This is a genomic window from Acidisphaera sp. S103 (assembly GCF_009765975.1).
Lineage (GTDB): Bacteria > Pseudomonadota > Alphaproteobacteria > Acetobacterales > Acetobacteraceae > Rhodopila.
Map to the genome: position 1 here is coordinate 98,910 of NZ_LMUJ01000108.1, position 20,581 is coordinate 119,490.

19 protein-coding genes are annotated in these 20,581 nt (G+C 65.0%); 16 read left to right on the plus strand and 3 right to left on the minus strand.

Annotated elements, in window-relative coordinates:
- Positions 1 to 72: 72 nt before the first annotated feature.
- The gene (locus GSQ89_RS35350; RefSeq protein WP_158932801.1) at positions 73 to 1,647 is read left to right on the plus strand and encodes an ABC transporter substrate-binding protein; all 1,575 of its coding nucleotides are present in this window, start codon (positions 73 to 75) and stop codon (positions 1,645 to 1,647) included.
- Here the strand turns inward: GSQ89_RS35350 and GSQ89_RS39845 are convergent, their stop codons facing one another.
- Positions 1,648 to 1,773, minus strand: a complete 126-nt coding sequence (locus GSQ89_RS39845; protein ID WP_256367372.1) for a hypothetical protein — start codon at positions 1,771 to 1,773, stop codon at positions 1,648 to 1,650.
- On the opposite strand from GSQ89_RS39845, the gene GSQ89_RS35355 reads away from it, so the two are divergent.
- From GSQ89_RS35355 to GSQ89_RS35385, 7 genes are all read left to right on the plus strand, one after another.
- Positions 1,772 to 3,046: an MFS transporter gene (locus tag GSQ89_RS35355; RefSeq protein WP_216856583.1), complete on the plus strand. Its 1,275-nt coding sequence runs from the start codon at positions 1,772 to 1,774 to the stop codon at positions 3,044 to 3,046. The genes GSQ89_RS39845 and GSQ89_RS35355 overlap by 2 nt on opposite strands.
- Positions 3,047 to 3,158: 112 nt before the next feature.
- Positions 3,159 to 4,928, plus strand: a complete 1,770-nt coding sequence (locus GSQ89_RS39925; protein WP_158932802.1) for a Hint domain-containing protein — start codon at positions 3,159 to 3,161, stop codon at positions 4,926 to 4,928.
- A gap of 60 nt (positions 4,929 to 4,988) precedes the next feature.
- Complete coding sequence (locus tag GSQ89_RS35365; protein WP_158932803.1) at positions 4,989 to 5,690, plus strand: NRDE family protein; 702 nt, start codon at positions 4,989 to 4,991, stop codon at positions 5,688 to 5,690.
- Between the two features lie 181 nt (positions 5,691 to 5,871).
- Positions 5,872 to 6,636, plus strand: coding sequence for a phosphoribosylaminoimidazolesuccinocarboxamide synthase (purC, locus tag GSQ89_RS35370; protein ID WP_158932804.1), 765 nt, complete (start codon positions 5,872 to 5,874; stop codon positions 6,634 to 6,636).
- Positions 6,633 to 6,875: a phosphoribosylformylglycinamidine synthase subunit PurS gene (gene purS / locus GSQ89_RS35375; RefSeq protein WP_158932805.1), complete on the plus strand. Its 243-nt coding sequence runs from the start codon at positions 6,633 to 6,635 to the stop codon at positions 6,873 to 6,875. Before purC ends, purS begins: the two co-directional genes overlap by 4 nt.
- A 214-nt stretch (positions 6,876 to 7,089) precedes the next feature.
- Positions 7,090 to 7,794, plus strand: a complete 705-nt coding sequence (locus GSQ89_RS35380; RefSeq protein ID WP_158932806.1) for a DUF2461 domain-containing protein — start codon at positions 7,090 to 7,092, stop codon at positions 7,792 to 7,794.
- A gap of 79 nt (positions 7,795 to 7,873) precedes the next feature.
- On the plus strand, positions 7,874 to 8,248 hold the full coding sequence (locus GSQ89_RS35385; protein ID WP_158932807.1) for a VOC family protein: 375 nt from the start codon (positions 7,874 to 7,876) through the stop codon (positions 8,246 to 8,248).
- A gap of 495 nt (positions 8,249 to 8,743) precedes the next feature.
- On the opposite strand, the gene GSQ89_RS35390 is transcribed toward GSQ89_RS35385, so the two are convergent.
- Together GSQ89_RS35390 and GSQ89_RS35395 are read right to left on the minus strand one after the other, a co-directional pair.
- Positions 8,744 to 9,577: an HpcH/HpaI aldolase/citrate lyase family protein gene (locus GSQ89_RS35390; RefSeq protein WP_158932808.1), complete on the minus strand. Its 834-nt coding sequence runs from the start codon at positions 9,575 to 9,577 to the stop codon at positions 8,744 to 8,746.
- A 135-nt stretch (positions 9,578 to 9,712) separates the two neighbouring features.
- Positions 9,713 to 13,321, minus strand: coding sequence for a Hint domain-containing protein (locus GSQ89_RS35395; RefSeq protein WP_158932809.1), 3,609 nt, complete (start codon positions 13,319 to 13,321; stop codon positions 9,713 to 9,715).
- A gap of 807 nt (positions 13,322 to 14,128) precedes the next feature.
- Between GSQ89_RS35395 and purQ the strand changes: the two genes are divergently transcribed.
- The 8 genes from purQ (at position 14,129) to GSQ89_RS35435 (ending at position 20,548) form a co-directional block, all read left to right on the plus strand.
- Positions 14,129 to 14,812 (plus strand): phosphoribosylformylglycinamidine synthase subunit PurQ, encoded by a 684-nt coding sequence (purQ, locus tag GSQ89_RS35400; RefSeq protein WP_158932810.1) that lies wholly within the window; start codon positions 14,129 to 14,131, stop codon positions 14,810 to 14,812.
- A 9-nt stretch (positions 14,813 to 14,821) separates the two neighbouring features.
- Positions 14,822 to 17,020, plus strand: coding sequence for a phosphoribosylformylglycinamidine synthase subunit PurL (gene purL / locus GSQ89_RS35405; RefSeq protein ID WP_158932811.1), 2,199 nt, complete (start codon positions 14,822 to 14,824; stop codon positions 17,018 to 17,020).
- A gap of 13 nt (positions 17,021 to 17,033) precedes the next feature.
- Positions 17,034 to 17,267: a BolA family protein gene (locus tag GSQ89_RS35410; protein ID WP_158932812.1), complete on the plus strand. Its 234-nt coding sequence runs from the start codon at positions 17,034 to 17,036 to the stop codon at positions 17,265 to 17,267.
- 40 nt (positions 17,268 to 17,307) lie between these two features.
- Positions 17,308 to 17,640, plus strand: a complete 333-nt coding sequence (gene grxD, locus GSQ89_RS35415; RefSeq protein WP_158932813.1) for a Grx4 family monothiol glutaredoxin — start codon at positions 17,308 to 17,310, stop codon at positions 17,638 to 17,640.
- Between the two features lie 286 nt (positions 17,641 to 17,926).
- Positions 17,927 to 18,850 carry a glycosyltransferase family A protein gene (locus GSQ89_RS35420; protein ID WP_158932814.1) on the plus strand — a complete coding sequence of 308 codons (924 nt, stop codon included), beginning with the start codon at positions 17,927 to 17,929 and terminating at the stop codon, positions 18,848 to 18,850.
- Between the two features lie 190 nt (positions 18,851 to 19,040).
- Positions 19,041 to 19,244, plus strand: coding sequence for a cold-shock protein (locus tag GSQ89_RS35425; RefSeq protein ID WP_158932815.1), 204 nt, complete (start codon positions 19,041 to 19,043; stop codon positions 19,242 to 19,244).
- 70 nt (positions 19,245 to 19,314) lie between these two features.
- Positions 19,315 to 19,518 (plus strand): cold-shock protein, encoded by a 204-nt coding sequence (locus GSQ89_RS35430; protein ID WP_104522754.1) that lies wholly within the window; start codon positions 19,315 to 19,317, stop codon positions 19,516 to 19,518.
- Positions 19,519 to 19,582: 64 nt separating this feature from the next.
- The gene (locus tag GSQ89_RS35435) at positions 19,583 to 20,548 is read left to right on the plus strand and encodes a threonine dehydratase (protein WP_254073536.1); all 966 of its coding nucleotides are present in this window, start codon (positions 19,583 to 19,585) and stop codon (positions 20,546 to 20,548) included.
- Positions 20,549 to 20,581 lie beyond the last annotated feature (33 nt).

Here is a 20,581-nt window from a genome sequence, read left to right on the forward strand (position 1 = left end):
TCCGACCGGGTTTCTTCGTGATGCCCACGATCAACGACAAAAAGTTCGGCAAAGACCGAACCGGAGGAAACGATGAAAAGACGCACATTCCTGGCTGCCGCCACGGCGTTGACGGCACTGGCCCGCCCCGCCATCGCCGCCGGCACCAAGCCACTGATTTTTGTGCCGCAGGCCAATCTGACCAGCCTCGACCCGGTCTGGACCACCGCCACGGTCACCCGCAATTTCGCGCTGATGGTCTACGACATGCTGTATGGCCGCGATCAGGCCTTCGTCCCGCGTCCGCAGATGGTCGAGGGCCACGTGATCGACGACGACGGCAAGCGCTGGACGATGAAGCTGCGTGAAGGCCTGATGTGGCATGACGGCACACCGGTGCTCGCGCGTGATTGCCTCGCCAGTCTGCAGCGCTGGATGAAACGCGATGCCGTCGGCGTCACCATCAACCTGCGCGTCGACGCGATCGAGGCACTCGACGACCGCACCCTGGTCTGGCGGCTGCGCAAGCCGTTCCCGCTGCTGGCGCATTTCCTGTCGAAGGTGCAACCGCAACCGGTGATGATGCCGGCCCGCCTGGCCGCCACCGATCCGTACAAGCAAGTGACCGAGATCGTCGGAAGCGGGCCGTTCCGGTTTCTGGAGAAGGAATACGTCTCCGGCAGTACGGCGGCGTTCGCGAAGTTCGACCGCTATGTCCCCCGCAACGAACCCGCCTCCTACACCGCCGGCGGCCATCACGTACTTCTGGATCGGGTGGAATGGCGCGTCATCCCCGACAGCGCCACCGCCGCCAATGCGCTGGCGGCGGGTGAGGTGGACTGGGTGGAACTGCCCCAGCCCGACCTGATCCCCATGCTGAAGGGAAAATCGGGCATCACCACCGGCCTGCTCGACCTCTACGGCACGGTCGCCATCCTGCGGCCCAATCACCTGAACGCGCCCACCAGCAACGTCGGGGTGCGGCGCGCCATGTTCGCCGCCGTCGACCAGAAGGAAGCCATGCTGGCAACGATGGGCGACGACCCGACGACGTGGCGCGCGCCGATGGGCTACTTCCTGCCGACGTCGCCGTGCGCCAACGACGCCGGCATGGACTTCGTCCGCAAGCGGCACAGCATCGATGAGGTGAAGCGCATGCTCGACGCGGCCAAATACGGCGGCGAGAAGATCGTCTTCATGCACCCCACCGACCAGATTGCCTACAACGCGTTCAGCACGGTGGTGGTGGACGCGTTCCACAAGGCCGGCCTGAACGTGGACGAGCAGATGACCGACTGGGGCACCATCGTGCAACGGCGCCCCTCGAAGGAACCACTCGACAAAGGCGGCTGGTCGATGTTCCCCGCCGGCGCGCCGGGTCCCGAATATGTCGATCCCCTGCTGGCCAACACGCTGCGCAGCAACGGATCGAAGGCATGGTTCGGCTGGCCCGACGATCCGGCGCTGGAGGCCGCCTACGAGGCATGGATAGACGCCCCGAACGACGCCGAACGCCGCAAGCAGGAAATCGCATTCCAGGCCGCGGCGTTCACCTCGGTGCCCAGCATACCGTTGGGGCAATATCTGCCGCACGCCGCATGGCGGTCGAACGTGACGGGATTGGTGAAAGGATCGGCACCGGTGTTCTGGGGAGCAAAGAAAGCGTAGTCACAAATGTCGGACCTTGGCCTTGACTTCACCAAAGGCGGCAAATAACGCTTGACGATCAAGGACGACCGGCAAACCAACGCCGACAACAGGATCAGGGGAAACGACAATGATGGGCTTGCGCATGCGCTGGGTACTCGGCGCGCTGATGTTCCTGGCCGGCATGATCAACTATCTCGATCGGTCGGCACTCGGTGTCGCCGCCCCCCTGGTGCGAGCCGACCTCCACCTCGACGCCGCGCAGCTTGGCATCGTGTTCAGCAGCTTCTCGTTCGGCTACGCAATATTCTGCTTCGTCGGCGGCTACGCGTCAGACCACTACGGCCCCCGCCGCGTGCTCGGCGTCTCCATGGTGCTGTGGTCGGTATTCTGCGGCTTCACCGCGGGCGCCTGGAACCTGACCTCGCTGCTGATCGCCCGCATCCTGTTCGGCATGGGTGAGGGCCCGATCGGCTCGACCTTCAACAAGACCGTCCGCAACTGGTTCCCCCACGGCCAGCAGGCCACCGCCGTCAGCGTCGGCAACGCCGGCACACCACTGGGGGCGGCGGTATCAGGACCAGTGGTCGGGCTGCTGGCACTGAATTTCGGCTGGCGCGTCGCGTTCGTCATCATCACCCTGATCGGCCTCGTCTGGACGATCGCCTGGTTCGCCATCGCCACCGACCATCCATCCGAAAACCCCCGCGTCAGCCCCGAGGAACTCGCTGAATTCGAGGCCGGCCAGAAGACCCAGCCGCCGCCAAGCGGCACCCGCAAGCCACTCGGCGAATTCCTGATGCGGCCGGCGATCCTGGCCACCGCGTTCGCGTTCTTCGGCTATTCCTGCATCCTGTTCTTCTTCCTGACCTGGTTCCCCACCTATCTGGTCTCGGCGCGCCATCTGAGCCTCGCCAGCATGAGCTTCGCCACCATGATCCCCTGGCTGGTCGGCTTCGTCGGGCTGCTCGTCGGCGGCCCGGTCTGCGACCTGATCTTCCGTCTCACCGGCAATGCGATCCTGGCCCGCAAGCTGGTCCTGGTGGTGTGCCTACTGGTCGCCGCCGCCGGCATCGCGATGGCCGGAACCGTCGAAACCGTGACCGCCGCGATCACCCTGATGACCGTGTCGGTGTTCTTCATGTACATGACCGGCAACACCTACTGGGCGATCGTCCTCGACACGGTGGAGCAGGATCGGGTCGGCGGCGTGTCCGGCTTCGTCCACTTCATCGCCAACTGCGGCGGCATCGTCGCCCCGCTGGTCACCGGCTTCATCGTCCAGGCGACCGGGTCCTTCTACGCCGCCTTCATGCTGATCGGCGCGGTGGCGGTGCTGGGCGCGGCAGGCGTGGCGGTGTTCGTCAGGGCACCGGCGTCCGACCCAATCAGGCCGATGCTGCGTCCAGCCGGAGGCTGACCCGGTCCCCGGAACGATCATCGGGAAGGCGTGAACGTAGACGCGGGCACTTTCCATACGGTGGCGTAACTGTTTAGTGCGGTTGTGTCCTTCTCGACTGTAGAGGTTCCCGATGTCCGGTACGACGTTGACTTCCACTGGCATAATCCAAACCTACACGGTCGCGGCAACCGGTACCTACGACATCACAGCCTTCGGCGGCCAAGGTGGCCAGGGCGGCAATGGCGGCGCCGGTGGGCTCGGTGCGGAAATCGGCGGTAGCTTCAGCCTCACGCAAGGCGAGGTGCTACAGGTCGTCGTCGGCGATACCGGCGGTAGTGGCGGTGCCGGCGCCGGTGGTGGTGGCGGTGGCACCTTCGTCATCGAGACGTTCGACGGCAGCAGCGCTGTCGATATTCCGCTGGTGATCGCCGGCGGCGGCGGCGGCAGCGCATTCAATAAAACTTTGCCGGGCTTCCTGGGCGGCGGCGGCCAGACCGGCGGTTCCGGGCAAACCGGCAATTACAGCGGTGGTGCCGGTGGTGTCGGCGGCAGTGGCGGCGGTAACGGCGGCAAATATGGCGGCGGTGGTGGTGGATACAGTGGCGGGAACGGATCCACCAGCAAGTCAACCAGCATCCTCCCCACCAATGGCAACGCCCGAGGCAGCGGATACAGCGGTGGCGTCGGCAACTACGGCGCCGGTGGATTCGGCGGCGGTGGCGCCGGCGGTTACGACGGCGGCGGCAGCGGCGGCGGTTTCAGCGGTGGCGGCGGCGGCGGCTACGCCCGCTTCGGCTACTACGGCGGCGGCGGCGGTGGTTCGTTGGACAACGGTACGAGCCAGACGCTGGTCGCGGCCGAGAATTCCGGCAGCGGTTTGGTCACCATCGACCTTGAACCGCCCTGCTTTCTGCGCGGCACACATATCCTGACGCCGGCCGGCGAGGTGCCGGTGGAGACGCTGCGGCCTGGTGACCTGGTCACCACTGTTTCCGGCGCACACCGCCCGCTGCGCTGGGTCGGATTCGGTCGCACGCTGGTCACCCCCCGCAACCGCGACCGAGCGACCCCGGTGGTGATCCTCCGCCACGCGCTGGGTGAGTTCCGGCCGCACCGCGACCTCTACATCACGCGCGGGCACAGCCTGTATCTGCAGGGCGTACTGATCCCCGTCGAAGAACTGATCAATCACCGCTCGATCGCCTGGGTCGAGGAAGCACAGGTGGTGGAATATTACCACCTGGAGTTGGACAGCCACGACGTGGTGGTGGCCGAGCGCGTCGCCGCGGAGAGTTACCGCGAGGACGGCAACAGCGCGCAGTTTCAAAATGCCGCGACCCGTCCGCTGGTCCCGCCGATGCCACCATATGCGCCGGTGCTGCACGATCATCCGACGGTCGGACGGATCTGGCGCCAACTGTCCGATCGCGCCGGCCCACCTGATCTGGCACTGACCGACGATCCCGACCTGCATCTGCTCGCCGACGGCGTACGGCTGGACGCCGAACAGACCGAAGCCGGAATCTGGCGTTTCCGCCTGCCGAATCCGGTCGCCGATCTGCGCATCGTCTCACGCAGCGCCATCCCGTCGATGCTCGGCATCGCCCAGGATCAGCGCCGGCTCGGTGTCGCCTTGCGAGGCATCGTGCTGGCGCAGCAAGGCCTGCGGCTAGAGGTGGGATGGGACGACGAGAGCCTCGGCGCCGGCTTCCACGGGCCTGAGCCAGCGGAACGCCATCGTTGGACCAACGGCGAAGCGGTATTGCCGCCGGCGCTGCTGTCGACGTGGCGCGCCGGTGCGACCGTGGAGCTGACAGTCAACGGCCTGCTCCGCTATCCGATGCCCGTCGATCAGGCGGCGTACGCTTCTCCGGTTGACGCAGGACGCACCGCGGCCTGAGCCGCAAATTGGTATCGCCCCACCCTGGCCTTTCCCGCCGTCACACGCCATGTTGTTCCTGTGTGTACCGTCGTCGTCCTCGTCCGCCCCGACCAGATCCTCCTCGCCGCCAATCGTGATGAACGGATGGACCGCCCCTGGGACCCGCCCGCCGCCTGGTGGCCCGACCGACCCGGCATCATCGCCGGCCGGGACCGCACCGCAGGCGGCACCTGGATGGGCATCAACCGCCACGGAGTCGTCGCCACCGTATTGAACCGGCCCGGCACCCTGGGTCCCGCCATCGGCAAGCGCAGCCGGGGCGACCTGCCGCTGATGGCGCTGGAACACCCCACGGCCACCGCCGCCGCCGCGGCACTCACCAGCCTGGACGCCAGCCTGTGGCGAGGCTTCAACATGGTCCTCGCGGACCGCTCGGGCGCCTGGTTCGTCCGAGGTGTCGGTTACGGCTACCCCAGCGCCGAACGCCTGCCGCCAGGCGTCTCCATGGTCACCGCACTCGATCCAAACGACATGGACAGCCCGCGGACCGCCGCCCACCTGCCCCGCTTCCAGGCGGCGGAACCCGACTGGGAGACCTGGAAGGCCATCCTGTCGGACCAGAGCGGCGGGCCGGCGGAACAATTGAACGTGGAGCCCCGCGGCGGATTCGGCACCGTAAGCTCCTCTTTCATCGCGCTTCCGGCCGAAGGCGACCCAATATGGCTGTTCGCGGCAGGCCCGCCGCACCAGGCGCCATTCCTGCCTGTCACACTGCCGTAGCAGCCCGGCCTTTTGCGTCCGCGATACCGCTGCTATACCCGCCCCGCCGCTCGATAGCCTCCAACGTGCCCCGGCACGATCAACGCCCACGTGCCTCCGCACGATAAACGCCCACGTGCCCCGGCACGATCATGACAACCGCGCCGCAGCGCGACGCGGTGACCACCAAAGGAACCTCGCGATGGCCCGCCGCCGACAACTCTATGAGGGCAAAGCCAAGATCCTGTTCGAGGGTCCTGAACCCGGCACGCTGGTGCAGTATTTCAAGGACGACGCCACCGCCGGCAACGGCGCCAAGAAGGGCATCATCACCGGCAAGGGCGTGTTGAACAACCGCATCAGCGAATATCTGATGATGCGCCTGCACGACATCGGCGTGCCCACCCATTTCGTCCGCCGCCTGAACATGCGCGAGCAACTGATCCGCGAGGTCGAGATCATCCCGCTGGAGGTCGTCGTCCGCAACGTCGCCGCCGGCAGCCTGGCGACCCGCCTCGGCATCGCCGAGGGCACCCGCCTGCCCCGCTCCATCATCGAATACTACTACAAGAACGACGCCCTGAACGACCCGATGGTGTCGGAGGAGCACATCACCTGCTTCGGCTGGGCCAACACTGCCGACCTCGACGACATCGTCGCGCTGACCCTGCGGATCAACGACTTCCTGTCCGGCCTGTTGCTGGGCGTCGGCATCACCCTGGTCGACTTCAAGCTGGAATTCGGCCGTCTGTGGGAAAATGAGGAGATGCGGATCATCCTCGCCGACGAAATCAGCCCCGACAACTGCCGCCTGTGGGACAGCAAGACGAACGAGAAAATGGACAAGGACCGCTTCCGCCGCGACCTCGGCAAGGTCGAGGAAGGCTACCAGGAAGTCGCCCGCCGCCTGGGCATCCTGCCGGAAGCCGGCACCCGAGACCTCAAAGGCCCGGAGTTGATGCAGTGAAAGCGACCGTCACGGTGATGCTGAAATCCGGCGTCCTGGATCCCCAGGGCAAAGCCATCGCCCACGCCCTCGGCACCCTCGGCTTCACCGGCGTCAACGACGTCCGTGCCGGCAAGGTCCTCGAAATCGAATTGTCCGAAACCGATCCCGAGAAAGCCAAAGCCACCGCCGAGGAAATGGCGCGCAAACTACTGGCCAACACGGTGATCGAAAGCTTCCAGGTATCGGTCGCGGGATAAGCGGGTGGCATGTTCGCCCCCATCGGCGTTGTCCTCGACTCGCCGGCACCGTCGTACCCCCGTCATGGTGGGCGGAGGCCCGCCATCCACGCCTGTGTTTTCGAATGCAGAAGGCATGGAAGCCGATCTTCATCAGCATGGCATACCGGGCCAACCGCTGGGTCGGCATCAACGTCACCTCACATTACTAGTCCCCCGTCCGTAGGCAGCCCGAGTGGCACCCGCTCCCGCCCCCGCCGTGATGAATTTCACCGGCTTCCCCACCGAGGGGCTGCAATTCCTGCGCAACCTTGCCGCCAACAACGATCCCGCCTGGTTCAAGCCCCGCCGCGACGACTACGAATCACTGGTGCGTGGCCCGATGCTGGCCCTGGTCGCGGACCTGCTGACACTCGCCGCCGCCCGCAAACTGCCCCTGACCGGCGATCCGGCAAAGGCCGTATTCCGCGTCCACCGAGACGTCCGTTTCGCCAAGGACAAACGACCCTACAAGACCCACTGCGGCGCCTCGCTCAGCCGGACCGGAGCCAAACTGGCGTTCGGCCTGTTCTACATCCACATCGAGCCCGGCGGCTGCTTCACCGCCGCCGGATTCTGGCACCCGGAACCACCCCAACTCGACCGCCTGCGCCAGCGGATCATCGCCGACCCCAAACGGTTCCTGAACGTAGTGCGAGCGCTCGACGCCAAAGCCATGCCGCTTGATCCGGACGAAGAAAGCACCAAACGCCTGCCACGCGGCTGCGAGGCCGCCAAAGGCACACCCATCGAGCCATTCCTGAAACGCCGGAACCTGGTCGCCCGCCACGCGCTGACCGACGCCGACGTCCTCGCCTCGTCCTTGCCGACGCTCCTGCTCGATCGGTTCACCGCCGTTCGGCCGCTACTGGATTTCGGTTGGCAAGCAGTCGACGGATGATAGTTCGGCACAGTATGTAACAAGCAAAAACAGCCGAACCGATTAGTCTCCACGAAATAAGCGATCAGGAGACCGTCCGATGCTGAAACCAGCCATTCCGAACGTCTTCGTCAAAGATTTCCCCGCCGCCCTCGCCTATTACACCGGCCCGCTCGGTTTTCACCCGCTCTTCGTCTACGGCGACGTCCCGTTCTACGCCCATATCGCCCGCGACGAGGCGATCCTGGCCCTCCGTTGCGTCACCAAACCCGTCATCGACCACACCGCCGGCGAGGATCTCCTCAGCGCCTTCATCGAAGTCACCGACGTCAATGCCCTGCACCAGCAATTGCATTCCGCCGGCGCCAACATCCGCCAGCCGCCGCGCGACGAGCCCTGGGCCATGCGCAGCCTGATCGTCAGCGACCTCGACGGCAACCTGATCTGCTTCGCCTCCAATCTCGCCCGAGCCTAAATCGAAACGCTCCACGGGTTGTCCGTGTTCGTAGGGCTTCACGGTGCGTTAGTATAAGCGGCGTAAGGCCTTTGCGCCCCTCCAGATGTCGATACGGACGTCAAGACAATTTTTATAAGGCAGATTAGCGGGATGTAGATGGATAAAGGGGATGTACGGTTGTAGGCGCCGGTGACCGAGCAGGCCATTGGGTGAGCTTTTCGGCTTGCCAATGGGTTCGTTGAGACGGTCTATGAGAATGCCCTTGCGCACGAGATACGAAAGTCCGGGCTGAGCGACGTGCACGTGCCGCAACCCGAAACTATCCACGAGCGACCGACAAATTGTTGCGTATACAGATCAATTTCGGTCAGCCCAAAATCGGAATCCGCCGCATCACCGCCCAAGCCAGATCGCGAAGACAATCCCCTTTCATCCCCCCTTATCCCGCTTAATCCGCCTTAAAAATGAGAAGCCGTGGCCGCCCCCTCCCGCCGGTCGGACTGCCGGCGGAAACTAATACGTCCCGACACGTTCCTTCTGGGCCGGAGCCTTCGTCGCGCCACCCTCCAGCATCGCCCGCATCCCCTCGCCGTTCACCCGCCACCACTCGTGCAAAATCCGCACATCCCAGCCGATGCAGAAATGCTTCACGCCCATCTCCAGATACGGCGCCGCGTCCTTGATGTTGGCGAGTTCGATCCGCGGATGCAGCCCCTTCTTCAGCGCCATCTCGATCGTCTTCCGCTCCGCCGATTTCACGTCCGGATGGTTCCGCTGCCCCGTCAGCCCCAGGCTCATCGAGTAATCGGAACTCCCGAACTGCACCATGTCGATACCTTTGACCGACAGGATGTTGTCCAGGTCCTCCACGCATTCCCGCTTCTCGACCATGATCGCGATCACGACGTCATTCAGCGCCTCGACATAGGCCGGAGACCCGCCTTCCATCACCGTGCCCACATCACGCCGCATGCCGACGCCCAGCCGCCCGCCGGTGCCCGGCGTTTCGGCCCGCACCGCCGCCACGCAGGCATGCGCGTCCTCGACCGTGCGCAGGTCAGCGAACAGGATACTCTGGAACCCCGACCCGATCGCCCGCATGGCCTGATGGGTCCACTGCGTCTGCTCGATCTTGATCATCCCCGTCAGGTTCTTCAGTTCCAGCGCCCGCCCCAGGTTGTCCAGGTCGGCCATGCCGAACGGCGCATATTCAGCGGTGAACTCGACATAATCATACGCCCCGGCGAACCCCACCAGTTCCACCAGCGTCGGCCAGGTCGACAGCAAATGGGTGCCCAGCGTCGGCTGGTCGGCATTCAGCAAGGCGCGGAGACGGTTCGGACGCATGGCAGCATTCCCTTTGCGGGTTGAGGTCCGTGACATGGTCGGGGTTTCCCGACGGGTACGCAAGTGCTGGACCAGGTTGAAACCGCCGCGCCATATCTCCGACGTAAAACATGACGCAGAACCCCGCGATCGCCCTCAGGCCGCGCGTGACCCACACACCCCAACCGGATAACGCGTCACCCCGCCCAGCGTCAGCGTGATCTGCAACGGTCCCGGCCACCCCTCCAACAACGCGGCCGGCAACGCCGCGTCGCCACAGGTCCAGCGACACCAGTTTTCCGGCTCGAAATCGTGGAAGCCCTCGTTAAACCGAGGATCATCCGCCTCGGTCACCAACAGTTCGGCACCCCATCCCACCGACACGCGCCGCAGCGCCACACCGAGGCAGCGTGGATCACGGGCAAAACCCAAAACCTGCGGCACAGCGGCGCGCGATACGATCCGCACCGAACCGGGCAGCGTCCGAAGCGTGAAGAGATACGCCTGCCCGCTCACCCGCGTGGGGTTCAGCCGGTGTCCGTCAACCAGCAAATGCAGATCCGGTTCCTCGGTCAGCGGCCCCACCACAAGCTGACCGCAACGGTCCAGCAACCGCCGCCACACCGCGTCCACCGCCGGACCACCCGTCAGCACCGGCGCGCACGGCGCCTGCGCCGGCAGTTCCCAACCCGAACGAGCGTTCTGGAACAGCCAGCGGTTGCCGTCATCGCGGTAACTCTCCGTGGCCGCCCCATTCGCCAGCAGCACATCGTGCGTCGCCAGTTCCACGTGATAGAGCGACACCTCCTGTGCCCGATCGTCCCACAGAATCGACCGATGATTGACCAGGAATTCCACCGGGATCAGCAGTCCATCGAACCACAGCGCGTGCCCCTTGGTCACGCGCAGATCGGTATGCGGCATATCTGGCCCCAACGCCCCTTTGCGCACGATCACCGGCGTCGCCGCGTTGCGCCGCCCGTGGGTCGCCAGCACCTTGCCGATGCCGATCCAGACGATCGGCCGCACGCTGCCGTCGTATGTGACGACCCGGTCGCCGGCGACAAGATCCTGCACCGGGCGCTCCCCGCCTTCGGTCAGGATAAAAGTGTCGGTACAGAAACAAAGCACCGTGACATCGGACCCGTCGGCGCTGGCGAACCCGGCCAATGGAACCTCAGGCGAGGCCGCGAGCGCGATCGAGCCGCCGCTGGTGCCGAAACTCAGCCGGCCCGCGGCATAGGCGACCGTCGCCGGCGCCACGCCTGCCAGGTCGATCGTTTCTCCCGCCGCGAAATTGACGATACTGCCGGAGAAGCTGTCTGGCGCACGCACATGCAGGTAAGCGCCGGCGCCCCCGAACACGATCGTTTCGCCGCTCGCGACCGTACCCTGCACATCCAGCGTGCCACCAGCCGCGATCGTGACCGTACCGCTCCCGTCAAGGCTCGCAACAGTCATCGTGCTCGGGTCCAGGACGATCCCGCCATTGTTGACCACGGCGTCGGCGGTCAGCGTGGCATCCAACAGGGTCAGCGTTCCGGCGTTGCTCAGCGTCGCGCCGACGGGAAGCGTGTTCGATCCAGCCAATGTCCACGACGCCCCTTCATCCACCAGGACCTGGCTGAAATCGACGAACTGTGTGCCCAACTGCGACAGCGTGCCGGCCGAGGCGGCAGACGCAAGTTCCAGCGTCGCCGCATTGACCAGGTTGAGGCCGGTCACCGTTCCGACAAAAACCGCATTCGGGTCGATAATCAGGCGGCTCGCGGTACCGCTGCGGAAAATCACGGCGTCCTTGGTGCCGATAATGGTGCCGGCATTGGTGATGGTCACACCGCTCGCCGACCCTGCCAGGATCCCGTCATATCCGCTGATGGTGCCCTGGCTCTGGTTGGTGAGGCTCAGGCTGGCATTGGTGAACCGAACGCCCCTGCCGTTCGGCGCTGTCGTGTTGCCTGTGATCAGGCCGTCGTTCACCACGATTGTTCCGCCGAAGACGCCGTAATAGCCGCCGATCGTCCCATTGCTCTGGTTGGTGACGCTGCCGCGCACTGCAACGCTCACGCCGCTGGCGCCGGCAAGCGTCGCATTTCCCAGGATGCTGCCGCTGTTCACGATGGAGGCGTAGGCACCGCCGGCCAAGATCCCGGTGCGCCCGATGATCGTGCCGGACGAGTCGTTGATGACACTGCCGTCGTCCTGGAGGTAAACGCCCACGCCGCGCGACGCCGCTGTGTTCCCTTCGATGTAACCGGAATTCACCACCGTCGGGTCGCTGGAGAGTTCGCCCAAAATCCCCCAAAATCCGTTGATCGTGCCACTATCCTGGTTGGTGACGCTCCCGGTTCCGATGATAATGCCCGCGGCACCCGTGACATTCTGGTTGCCGTCAATACGGCCCGCGTTCGATACGGTTATGGTACCGCTGCCGAAAAGACCGTAAAATCCGTTCACCGAACCGGATTGCTGATTGTCGATGCTGCCGCCACCGAGTCTGATTCCGTTGCCACCCAGCGATGCGTTCCCGGCGATGGTGCCAGCATTCACCACCGTTATGACTCCCCCATCGCGGCCATACAAGCCGTCAAACCCGATGATCGAACCGGTGTTGGTGACTGTGCCGTCCTGCAAAACGATGCCGCGGTTGAACCGGGACGTCATATCGCCGGCCACGAGTCCGGCATTCACCACGGTCACAGCGCCCCCGGCGCCGCCAAAAATCGCGTAATTCCCGCTGATCGAGCCAAGTTGTTGGTTGGTGATGTTGCCGCCATCGTCGAAGCTGACGCCTCTGCCGCCGTACTTTGTCGCGTAGCCCATGATCAGCCCGTCATTCACGATCGTCGCGCCGCTGTGGCCGCTATAGACCCCCACATGTCCGCTGATGGTGCCGCCGTAAGCATTGGTGAGGACGCCACCGATCATGAACGTCACGCCGCTGCCGTGGGTGGCGGTCGTGTTCCCGGCGATGCGCCCCAGGTTCGCCACCGTCATGGCGCCGCCAAGGACATAAATCCCGTCATACCCGCTGATCACGCCGAGACTTTGATTGGTGACAACGCCGCCGGCACCGAGAAGAATGCCTTTGCCGCCGGACACAGTCGCATTCCCCGCGATGCTGCCGGAATTCTCCACGGTCACCGTGTCGACAAGTTCGCTGTCGATTCCGTCATACCCGCCGATCACGCCGAAAATTTCATTGGCGACACGGCCGCCTGCATTGAGGGTGATGCCGTTGCCGCCGGACGCAGTCGCGTTCCCCGTGATGCTACCGAAATTCTCCACGGTCACCGGGTCGACGGACCCGCCATCGATCCCGTCATACCCGCCGATCACACCGGACGATTCATTGGTGACGCCACCGCCCGCGTCGAGGACGATGCCCCGCCCGAACCGCCCCACCGTGCCGCCCGTGATGCGGCCCGTATTCTGGACGTTCGCGGCACCCAGGCGGGCTTGAATGCCATAGAGTCCGCTGATCAGGCCGAAGTTGATGACCCCGCCGCCCGCGAAAAGGTAAATCCCCGGACTGGCCGTCGGGGCTCCGGCGATATCGCCGATATTCAGCACCGTGCCGGCGCTCCTTAGCGTGGCGCCGAGGCCAAGGATGGTGCCGGCGTTGGTGATGGACCAGACCGCGGCGAGGCTCGAGGCGTAGAGGCCGGCGTTGAGCAGACCGTTCGCGGTTATCGTCGCCGGGTCGTCAGCCGCTCCGGACAGGGTGACGAGGCCGGAATAAGTACCCGATATCGAGACGGTCATCAGTCAGTTCCATTTGCTCGACCACCTCGTTACAGCACAGTGGGTACTGTGCCCATCCGAATTGTCCGGGCCCTTGTCATGGGCTCCGTCAGCGTTCGCGCCACCGCCCCTGTTCGATTGCTGTCTGGTGCGGCGATAAGCCGCGACGAGGAGGCCGAGCAGATGATGGAATGTACCGCGTGCGGATCAGTGGTCAGTTCTGGCGCTTTGGTTTTCTGTTTCGATCCACAAAGTATATCTTATTGATTCTACATAATTTAGTTATTCTGATATAGCTATATATCGCGCTTTGAGACAGAGCCGTTTTCTTCGCCCCTCGTTCTCGTATGCGCTGGTCGGGCTGGTCCACAGTAGGACTCCAAAACCACAAGCGGATCGGGCCGCCACTTCTTTACGTCATGGCCCTCCACCGACTTGATTGGGGAAGGATCCCGGCCAGCTGTTCCCGCACCTGCCGCACCGGGTGGCTCCAACACGCCGGGCCATGACGGCCGGATAGGGCCAACGGCCTGAAGCGTTATTGTTGCGCATCGCCTGGCCTTTCATCCGTGCCGGTTCATGCCTTGGCCACACGTCGGGCAATGACCACGCGGAATAACAGCCTCGGTGGGATGTGACCCACCTGATGGCGACGACGTTGAGCGTCTGCCCCGACTCACTAAAAACGGCCGTTATGCGGTTCTCCCCATGCCGCATTGGCCCAATATATGATCATTTGACACCACCTCACTGTTCTCCACCCCCCCCTTCATTGTCCCTCCCGCCAAACAACGCTAATACCCCGCCAGCACCACCATCACGGGTCCCATGAAAGCTGGCATCGTCATCTTCCCCGGCATCAACCGCGAGCGCGACATGGCGATCGCCCTGGAGGCCTCCTTCGGCACCAAGCCCAGGATGCTCTGGCACAAGGACACCGACATCGCCGGCGTCGACCTGATCGTCATCCCCGGCGGTTTCAGCTTCGGCGACTACCTCCGCTGCGGCGCCATGGCCGCCCAGTCCCCCATCATGCAGGCCGTCAAGGCCCACGCCGACAAAGGCGGCTACGTCCTGGGCGTCTGCAACGGCTTCCAGATCCTGGCCGAGGCCGGCATCCTGCCCGGCGCCCTGCTCCGCAACGCCTCGCTGCGCTTCCTGTCGATGAACTGCCACCTGCGGGTGGAACGCGCCGACACCATCTTCACCGGCCGCTACCAGACCGGCCAGACCTTCCAGGCGATCATGGCCCACGGCGACGGCAACTATTTTGCGGACGACGCCACCCTTGACCGCCTCGAATCCGAAAACCTCGTCGCCCTCCGCTACGCCGACAGAACCGGCGCCGTCACGCCGGAAGCCAACCTGAACGGCAGCGCCCGCTCCATCGCCGGCATCCTCAGCCCCAACCTGCGCGTCCTCGGCCTGATGCCCCACCCCGAGGACCTGGTGGACCCGCTAATGGGCGGCACCGACGGAAAGCCGCTATTCGACGCCCTCGCGGCAGCGTAAACCGGCCGCATGACCCAGGACGTCAACGAATCCCTCGCCCGCAGCTTCGGCCTCAGCGCCGAAGAATACGGCCGCGTGCTCGCCATCATGGGCCGCACCCCCAGCTTCACCGAACTCGGCGTCTTCAGCGTCATGTGGTCGGAGCATTGCAGCTACAAATCCAGCCGAGTCTGGCTGAAACAGCTCCCCACCAAAGCCCCCTGGGTCATCCACGGCCCGGGTGAGAACGCCGGCGTTGTGGATATCGGCGACGGCCTGGCCGCCATCTTCAAGATGGAAAGCCACAACCACCCCAGCTTTATCGAGCCCTACCAGGGTGCCGCCACCGGCGTCGGCGGCATCCTCCGCGACGTCTTCACCATGGGCGCCCGTCCGATCGCCAACCTGAACGCCCTCCGCTTCGGCAGCCCGACAAACCCGCGCACCAAGCGCGTCGTCGACGGCGTCGTCCGTGGCATCGGCGGCTACGGCAACTGCGTCGGCGTCCCCACCGTCGGCGGCGAGATCAACTTCCACCCGTCCTACGACGGCAACCCACTGGTCAACGCCATGACCGTCGGCATCGCCCGCAAGGACAAAATCTTCCTCTCCGCCGCCGCCGGCATCGGCAACCCCGTCGTCTACGTCGGATCGAAAACCGGCCGAGACGGCATCCACGGCGCCACCATGGCCTCCGCCGAATTCGCCGCCGATTCCGAGGACAAGCGCCCCACCGTCCAGGTCGGCGACCCATTTACGGAAAAACTGCTGATCGAAGCCTGCCTCGAACTGATGGCCACCGACGCCATCGTCGCCATCCAGGACATGGGCGCCGCCGGCCTGACCAGCAGCGCCGTCGAAATGGCCGGCAAAGGCGGCGTCGGCATCGAACTCGATCTCGACCACGTGCCCGCGCGCGAGACCGGCATGACCGCCTACGAATTCATGCTGTCCGAAAGCCAGGAACGCATGCTGATGGTCCTGCGCCCCGATCGCGAGCAGCTCGCCCGCGACATCTTCACCAAGTGGGACCTGGATTTCTCCATCATCGGCCGCATCACCGACACCGGCCGCATCGTCGTCCGCCACCACGGCCAAACCGAGGCCGACATCCCCCTGGCGCCGCTAAACGACCAAGCCCCGCTCTACACAAGACCGACCGTCGACACCCCCAAACCCGAAAAGCTGAACCCCGCCCGCATCGAAGACCGCTTCGGCCTGACCGGCGCCCTGGTGAAGCTGATCGCCTGCCCTGACCTGTGCTCCCGAGCCTGGGTCTGGGACCAGTATGACAGCACCGTCGGCGGCCAGACCGTCAAACGCCCCGGCGCTGCCGACGCCGCCGTGGTGAAGCTCGAAGGCCTGAAACGCGCCCTAGCCCTCACCACCGACTGCACCCCGAGATACTGCCTGGCCGACCCGGAAACCGGCGGCGCCCAGGCCGTCGCCGAAGCCTGGCGCAACCTCACCGCCGTCGGCGCCCGCCCGCTGGCCATCACCGACAACATGAACTTCGGCAACCCGGAAAAGCCGGAGATCATGGGCCAATTCGCTGCCGCCATCCGCGGCATGGCCGCCGCCTGCGAGGCGCTGGACTTCCCCGTCGTCTCCGGCAACGTCAGCCTCTACAACGAAACCGAGGGCAAAGGCATCCTGCCCACCCCCGCCATCGGCGGCCTCGGCGTCCTGGATGACGCCGCACAAGCCGTCGGCCTCGCCCTGCCCCCCTGGCTCGACATCGTCCTCATCGGCTCCACCACCGGCTGGCTCGGCCAATCCCTCTGGCTGCGCGAAATCTCTGGCCGAGAAGACGGCGCGCCCCCGCCGGTCGATCTCGCCGTGGAAAAGATGAACGGCGACTTCGTCCGCACCCACATCCTGAACGGCACAATCCGCGCCTGCCACGACGTCTCCGACGGCGGCATCCTGGTTGCCCTCGCCGAGATGGCCATGGCCAGCGGCACCGGCGCCCGCATGTCCGCCCACCCACGCGATATTCCCGGCCATGCCTTCTGGTTCGGCGAGGACCAGGCGCGTTACATCGTCGCCGTCCCGAACCATGCCGATTTCACCCGCCTCGCCGAGGCCGCCGGCATCCCCGCTATGCGCCTCGGCACCTCCGGCGGTCAGGACCTCACACTCCCGGACGGCGGCTCCATATCCATCGCCGCCCTGCGCCAGGCGCACGAACGCTTCTTCCCCGCCTGGATGGACGGCACCACCAGCTAAAAGGACACCACCCATGGCAATGGCGGCCAACGAGATCGAGGCCCTGATCAAAGCGGCGCTCCCCGACGCCCGCATCACCGTGGAGGACCTCGCCGGCGACGGCGACCACTACGCCGCCACCGTCGTCAGCGAGACATTCCGCGGCATTTCCCGCGTCAAACAGCACCAGATCGTCTATGCTGCACTCAGAGGACGCATGGGCGGCGAACTTCACGCCCTTGCATTACAGACCTCCGCACCCGAATAATCAGGGTAAGCCAAATTTCTGGCCACAAGGAGTCTACAGCATGGCCGACGCGGTCGCACAGCGCATCCAGAACGACATCACTTCGAATGATGTGATGCTCTACATGAAGGGCACCCCGATGTTCCCGCAATGCGGGTTCTCGGCGCGAGTCATCCAGATCCTCACCCACATGGGCGTCCCGTTCCAGTCCGCCAACGTGCTGGAAGACCCCGAATTGCGCGAAGGCATCAAGGCGTTCTCGCAGTGGCCGACCGTGCCCCAACTCTACGTCAAGGGCGAGTTCGTCGGCGGCTGCGATATCGTCACCGAGATGTTCCAGGACGGCGAACTGGAGACGCTGCTGAAGGAACACGGCGTCCCGGTCAAGGCGTAACCACTCCCGCACAACAGCGTCGTGGTGGGCATCGGCCTACCCCCTTTGTGTCATGGCCGGGCTTGGCCCGGCCATCCACGACTTTGCCAGATCTCGCGCAGAAAATCGTGAGTTACCGGGCCTGACCCGGTGATGGCACCAGGAACTGGCCGGCCCTCAATTCCTTATCTCAGCGTCGTGGCGGGCGCCGGCCCACCTTTATCGCAGCTACCAGCCTGCGTAGCGTTAACCGGTTGTTCACCCCGCCGGGATAAAACTCTGCCTCTCGGTTTGGAGGGGAGTCGCGGTGCGGATCGCCATCATCATACCCGCATTCAACGTCGCCCCGTTCCTGGGCGAGGCGATCCGGTCGGCGCTGGCGCAGACCCACACAAACTGGTCGCTGATGGTTGTCGATGACGGTTCCACCGACGCGACCGCCACGGTCGCCGCCAGTTTCCAAGACAAGCGTATACACCTGATCCAGCAGGATAACGCCGGCGTCTCAGCGGCACGAAACCGCGGCATCCGTCATGCCGAAGCCACAGCCCCCGACGCCTTTCTGTTCCTCGATGGCGACGACTGGCTCGCCCCAAACGCACTGGAACGGCTGGCGGACGCGTTCGACTCCGCCCCGTGGGCCGTCGCCGCCTGCGGACGCTGCGCCCGTGTCACCGCGGACGGCACCACCCACCTGTCGCCGGCGCCCCACGACGGTTGCCTGCTGGAGCGGCTGCTAATCCGCAACCTGTTCGCAAACGGCGGCCATCTGCTGATCCGGCGGCAGGCGGTCCACGCCGCCGGCGACTTTCGCTCCGATCTGTCGTACGGCGAGGACTGGGAATACTGGACCCGCTTGGCCCTGCTGGGCGAATTCGTCTCCGTCCGATCGCGGACCCCAGTCCTGTTTGTCCGCGAACGCGCCGGCAGCGCCATGCTTACCAAGGCGATGGACCCCGCCGCGTATCGCCCGGCCCTCGACGCAATCCATCGCAACCCCGCCATCGCAACCCGGCTGGGTGGGTCCCGACTGCCACATCTCCGGCGCCGCGCGGACGCCGAGATGGCATGGGCGGTGGGCCGCGAACTCATCCGCCACGGCCAGCAGCGAGCCGGGCAGCGTTGGCTCGGGCGTTCCATCGCCGGCGCCCCCAGCATCAGGCGCATGATGTTGATCGGTCTGTCATGGCTGCGGATCGGGCCATTCCGCCCCTACCGGACGGCGGCTTGACAGCCGTTTTTTCGCCGCTATCGCCGCGATTGACATCGATCGTGGATTCTGCGTCAACTATCCCGTGCAATCGTATTTTGGCTTGCCTTTCTGCGCTTCCGTCTTCGGCTGCTTCAGGAGGTCCAAAGACCCGGTTGTCTTTAGCATCGCGTGATGTTGCACGGTGCGTGGACGGAGAGAGAGCGCAGTTATGGCTACCGGTACAGTCAAGTGGTTTAACACCACAAAAGGTTATGGTTTCATCATGCCGCAGGATGGCGGCAAGGATGTCTTCGTCCACATCACCGCTGTGCAGGCCGCTGGCCTTCGCGGGCTGGACGAAGGACAGAAAGTCACATTCGACGTCGCGATGGAGCGTGGCAAGTCCACGGCGACAAACCTGAAGCCAGCCTAAGCTTCGGGCGAATTCGGCTAAGCGGCCGGCTGAAGGGGCAGCCGGTCGTCATTCGGAGGAGGATAAGACCATGGCCGTCGGAACGGTTAAATGGTTCAACGCGACCAAAGGCTACGGCTTCATCATGCCGCAGGACGGCGGCAAGGATGTCTTCGTACACATCACCGCGGTCCAGGCCGCCGGCCTCAAGGGGCTGAATGATGGCCAAAAGGTCAGCTACGAAGTGGCGATGGAGCGTGGCAAGGCCGCTGCCACAAATTTGAAACTGGCCTGACCGCCGGATTCCTCCTGACGGCAGGGTTCACTGGCCCCGCTCCGGGCGGCACCAGGCGTTCGGCATGACCTCGGGTCACCCTATGTTTTCCCTGCCGGACCTTCAGCGCGCTGCCGATCTGGTTCACGCCCATCTGCCCGCCTCACCACAAATCGCCTGGCCGCTACTGCAGCGGCGAACCGGTGCCGAGGTCTGGGTCAAACACGAAAATCATCTGCCCACCGGTGCCTTCAAGGTGCGCGGCGGAGTCGTGTTCGCCGAACGGCAGTCGCGCGAAAACCCCGGCTGTGGCCTGATCTCCGCCACCCGTGGCAATCATGGCCAATCCCTGGCCTGGGCGGGCAGCCGCTTCGGCCTGCCGGTCACCATCGTCGTCCCATTTGGCAACAGCGCGGAAAAGAACGCCGCGATGCAGGCCCTGGGCGCCACGCTGATCGAACACGGTTCGGACTTCGAGGAAGCCCGCGAAGAAGCGCACCGCCGAGCGGCATCCGAGGGCCTGTTGTTCGTGCCGTCCTTTGGATCCGACCTCGTCATGGGCGTCGCGACTTATGCGCTGGAACTGTTCCAGTCGGTGCCTGACCTCGACGCGGTGTACGTCCCGATCGGCCTGGGCTCCGGCATCTGCGGCACCATCATGGCGCGCGACCTGCTGGGCCTTGCCACGCGGGTAATCGGCGTCCAAAGCACCGGCGCCGATTGTTACGCGCGATCGTTCGCCGCCGGCCATGTCGTCGCCGTCAATCGGGCGGACACCAAGGCCGACGGAATCGCGGTGCGCCAGCCGGACCCGGACGCGCTGCGGATCATCCTGGGCGGCGCCGAACGGATCGTTACCGTCGAGGACCAACAGATCGCCGCCGCCATCGGCGCCTACTGGACCGACACCCACAACCTGATCGAGGGCGCCGGCGCGGCCCCGCTCGCCGCGTTGATTCAGGACGCCGGCGCGATGCACGGCAAGCGGGTCGCGGTGATCGCCAGTGGCGGCAATATCGACCTGTCGCTGTTCCGGTCATGGGTTGGCTGAAATCGCCGGCGGCGACGTGCCCGTTATCCGAAT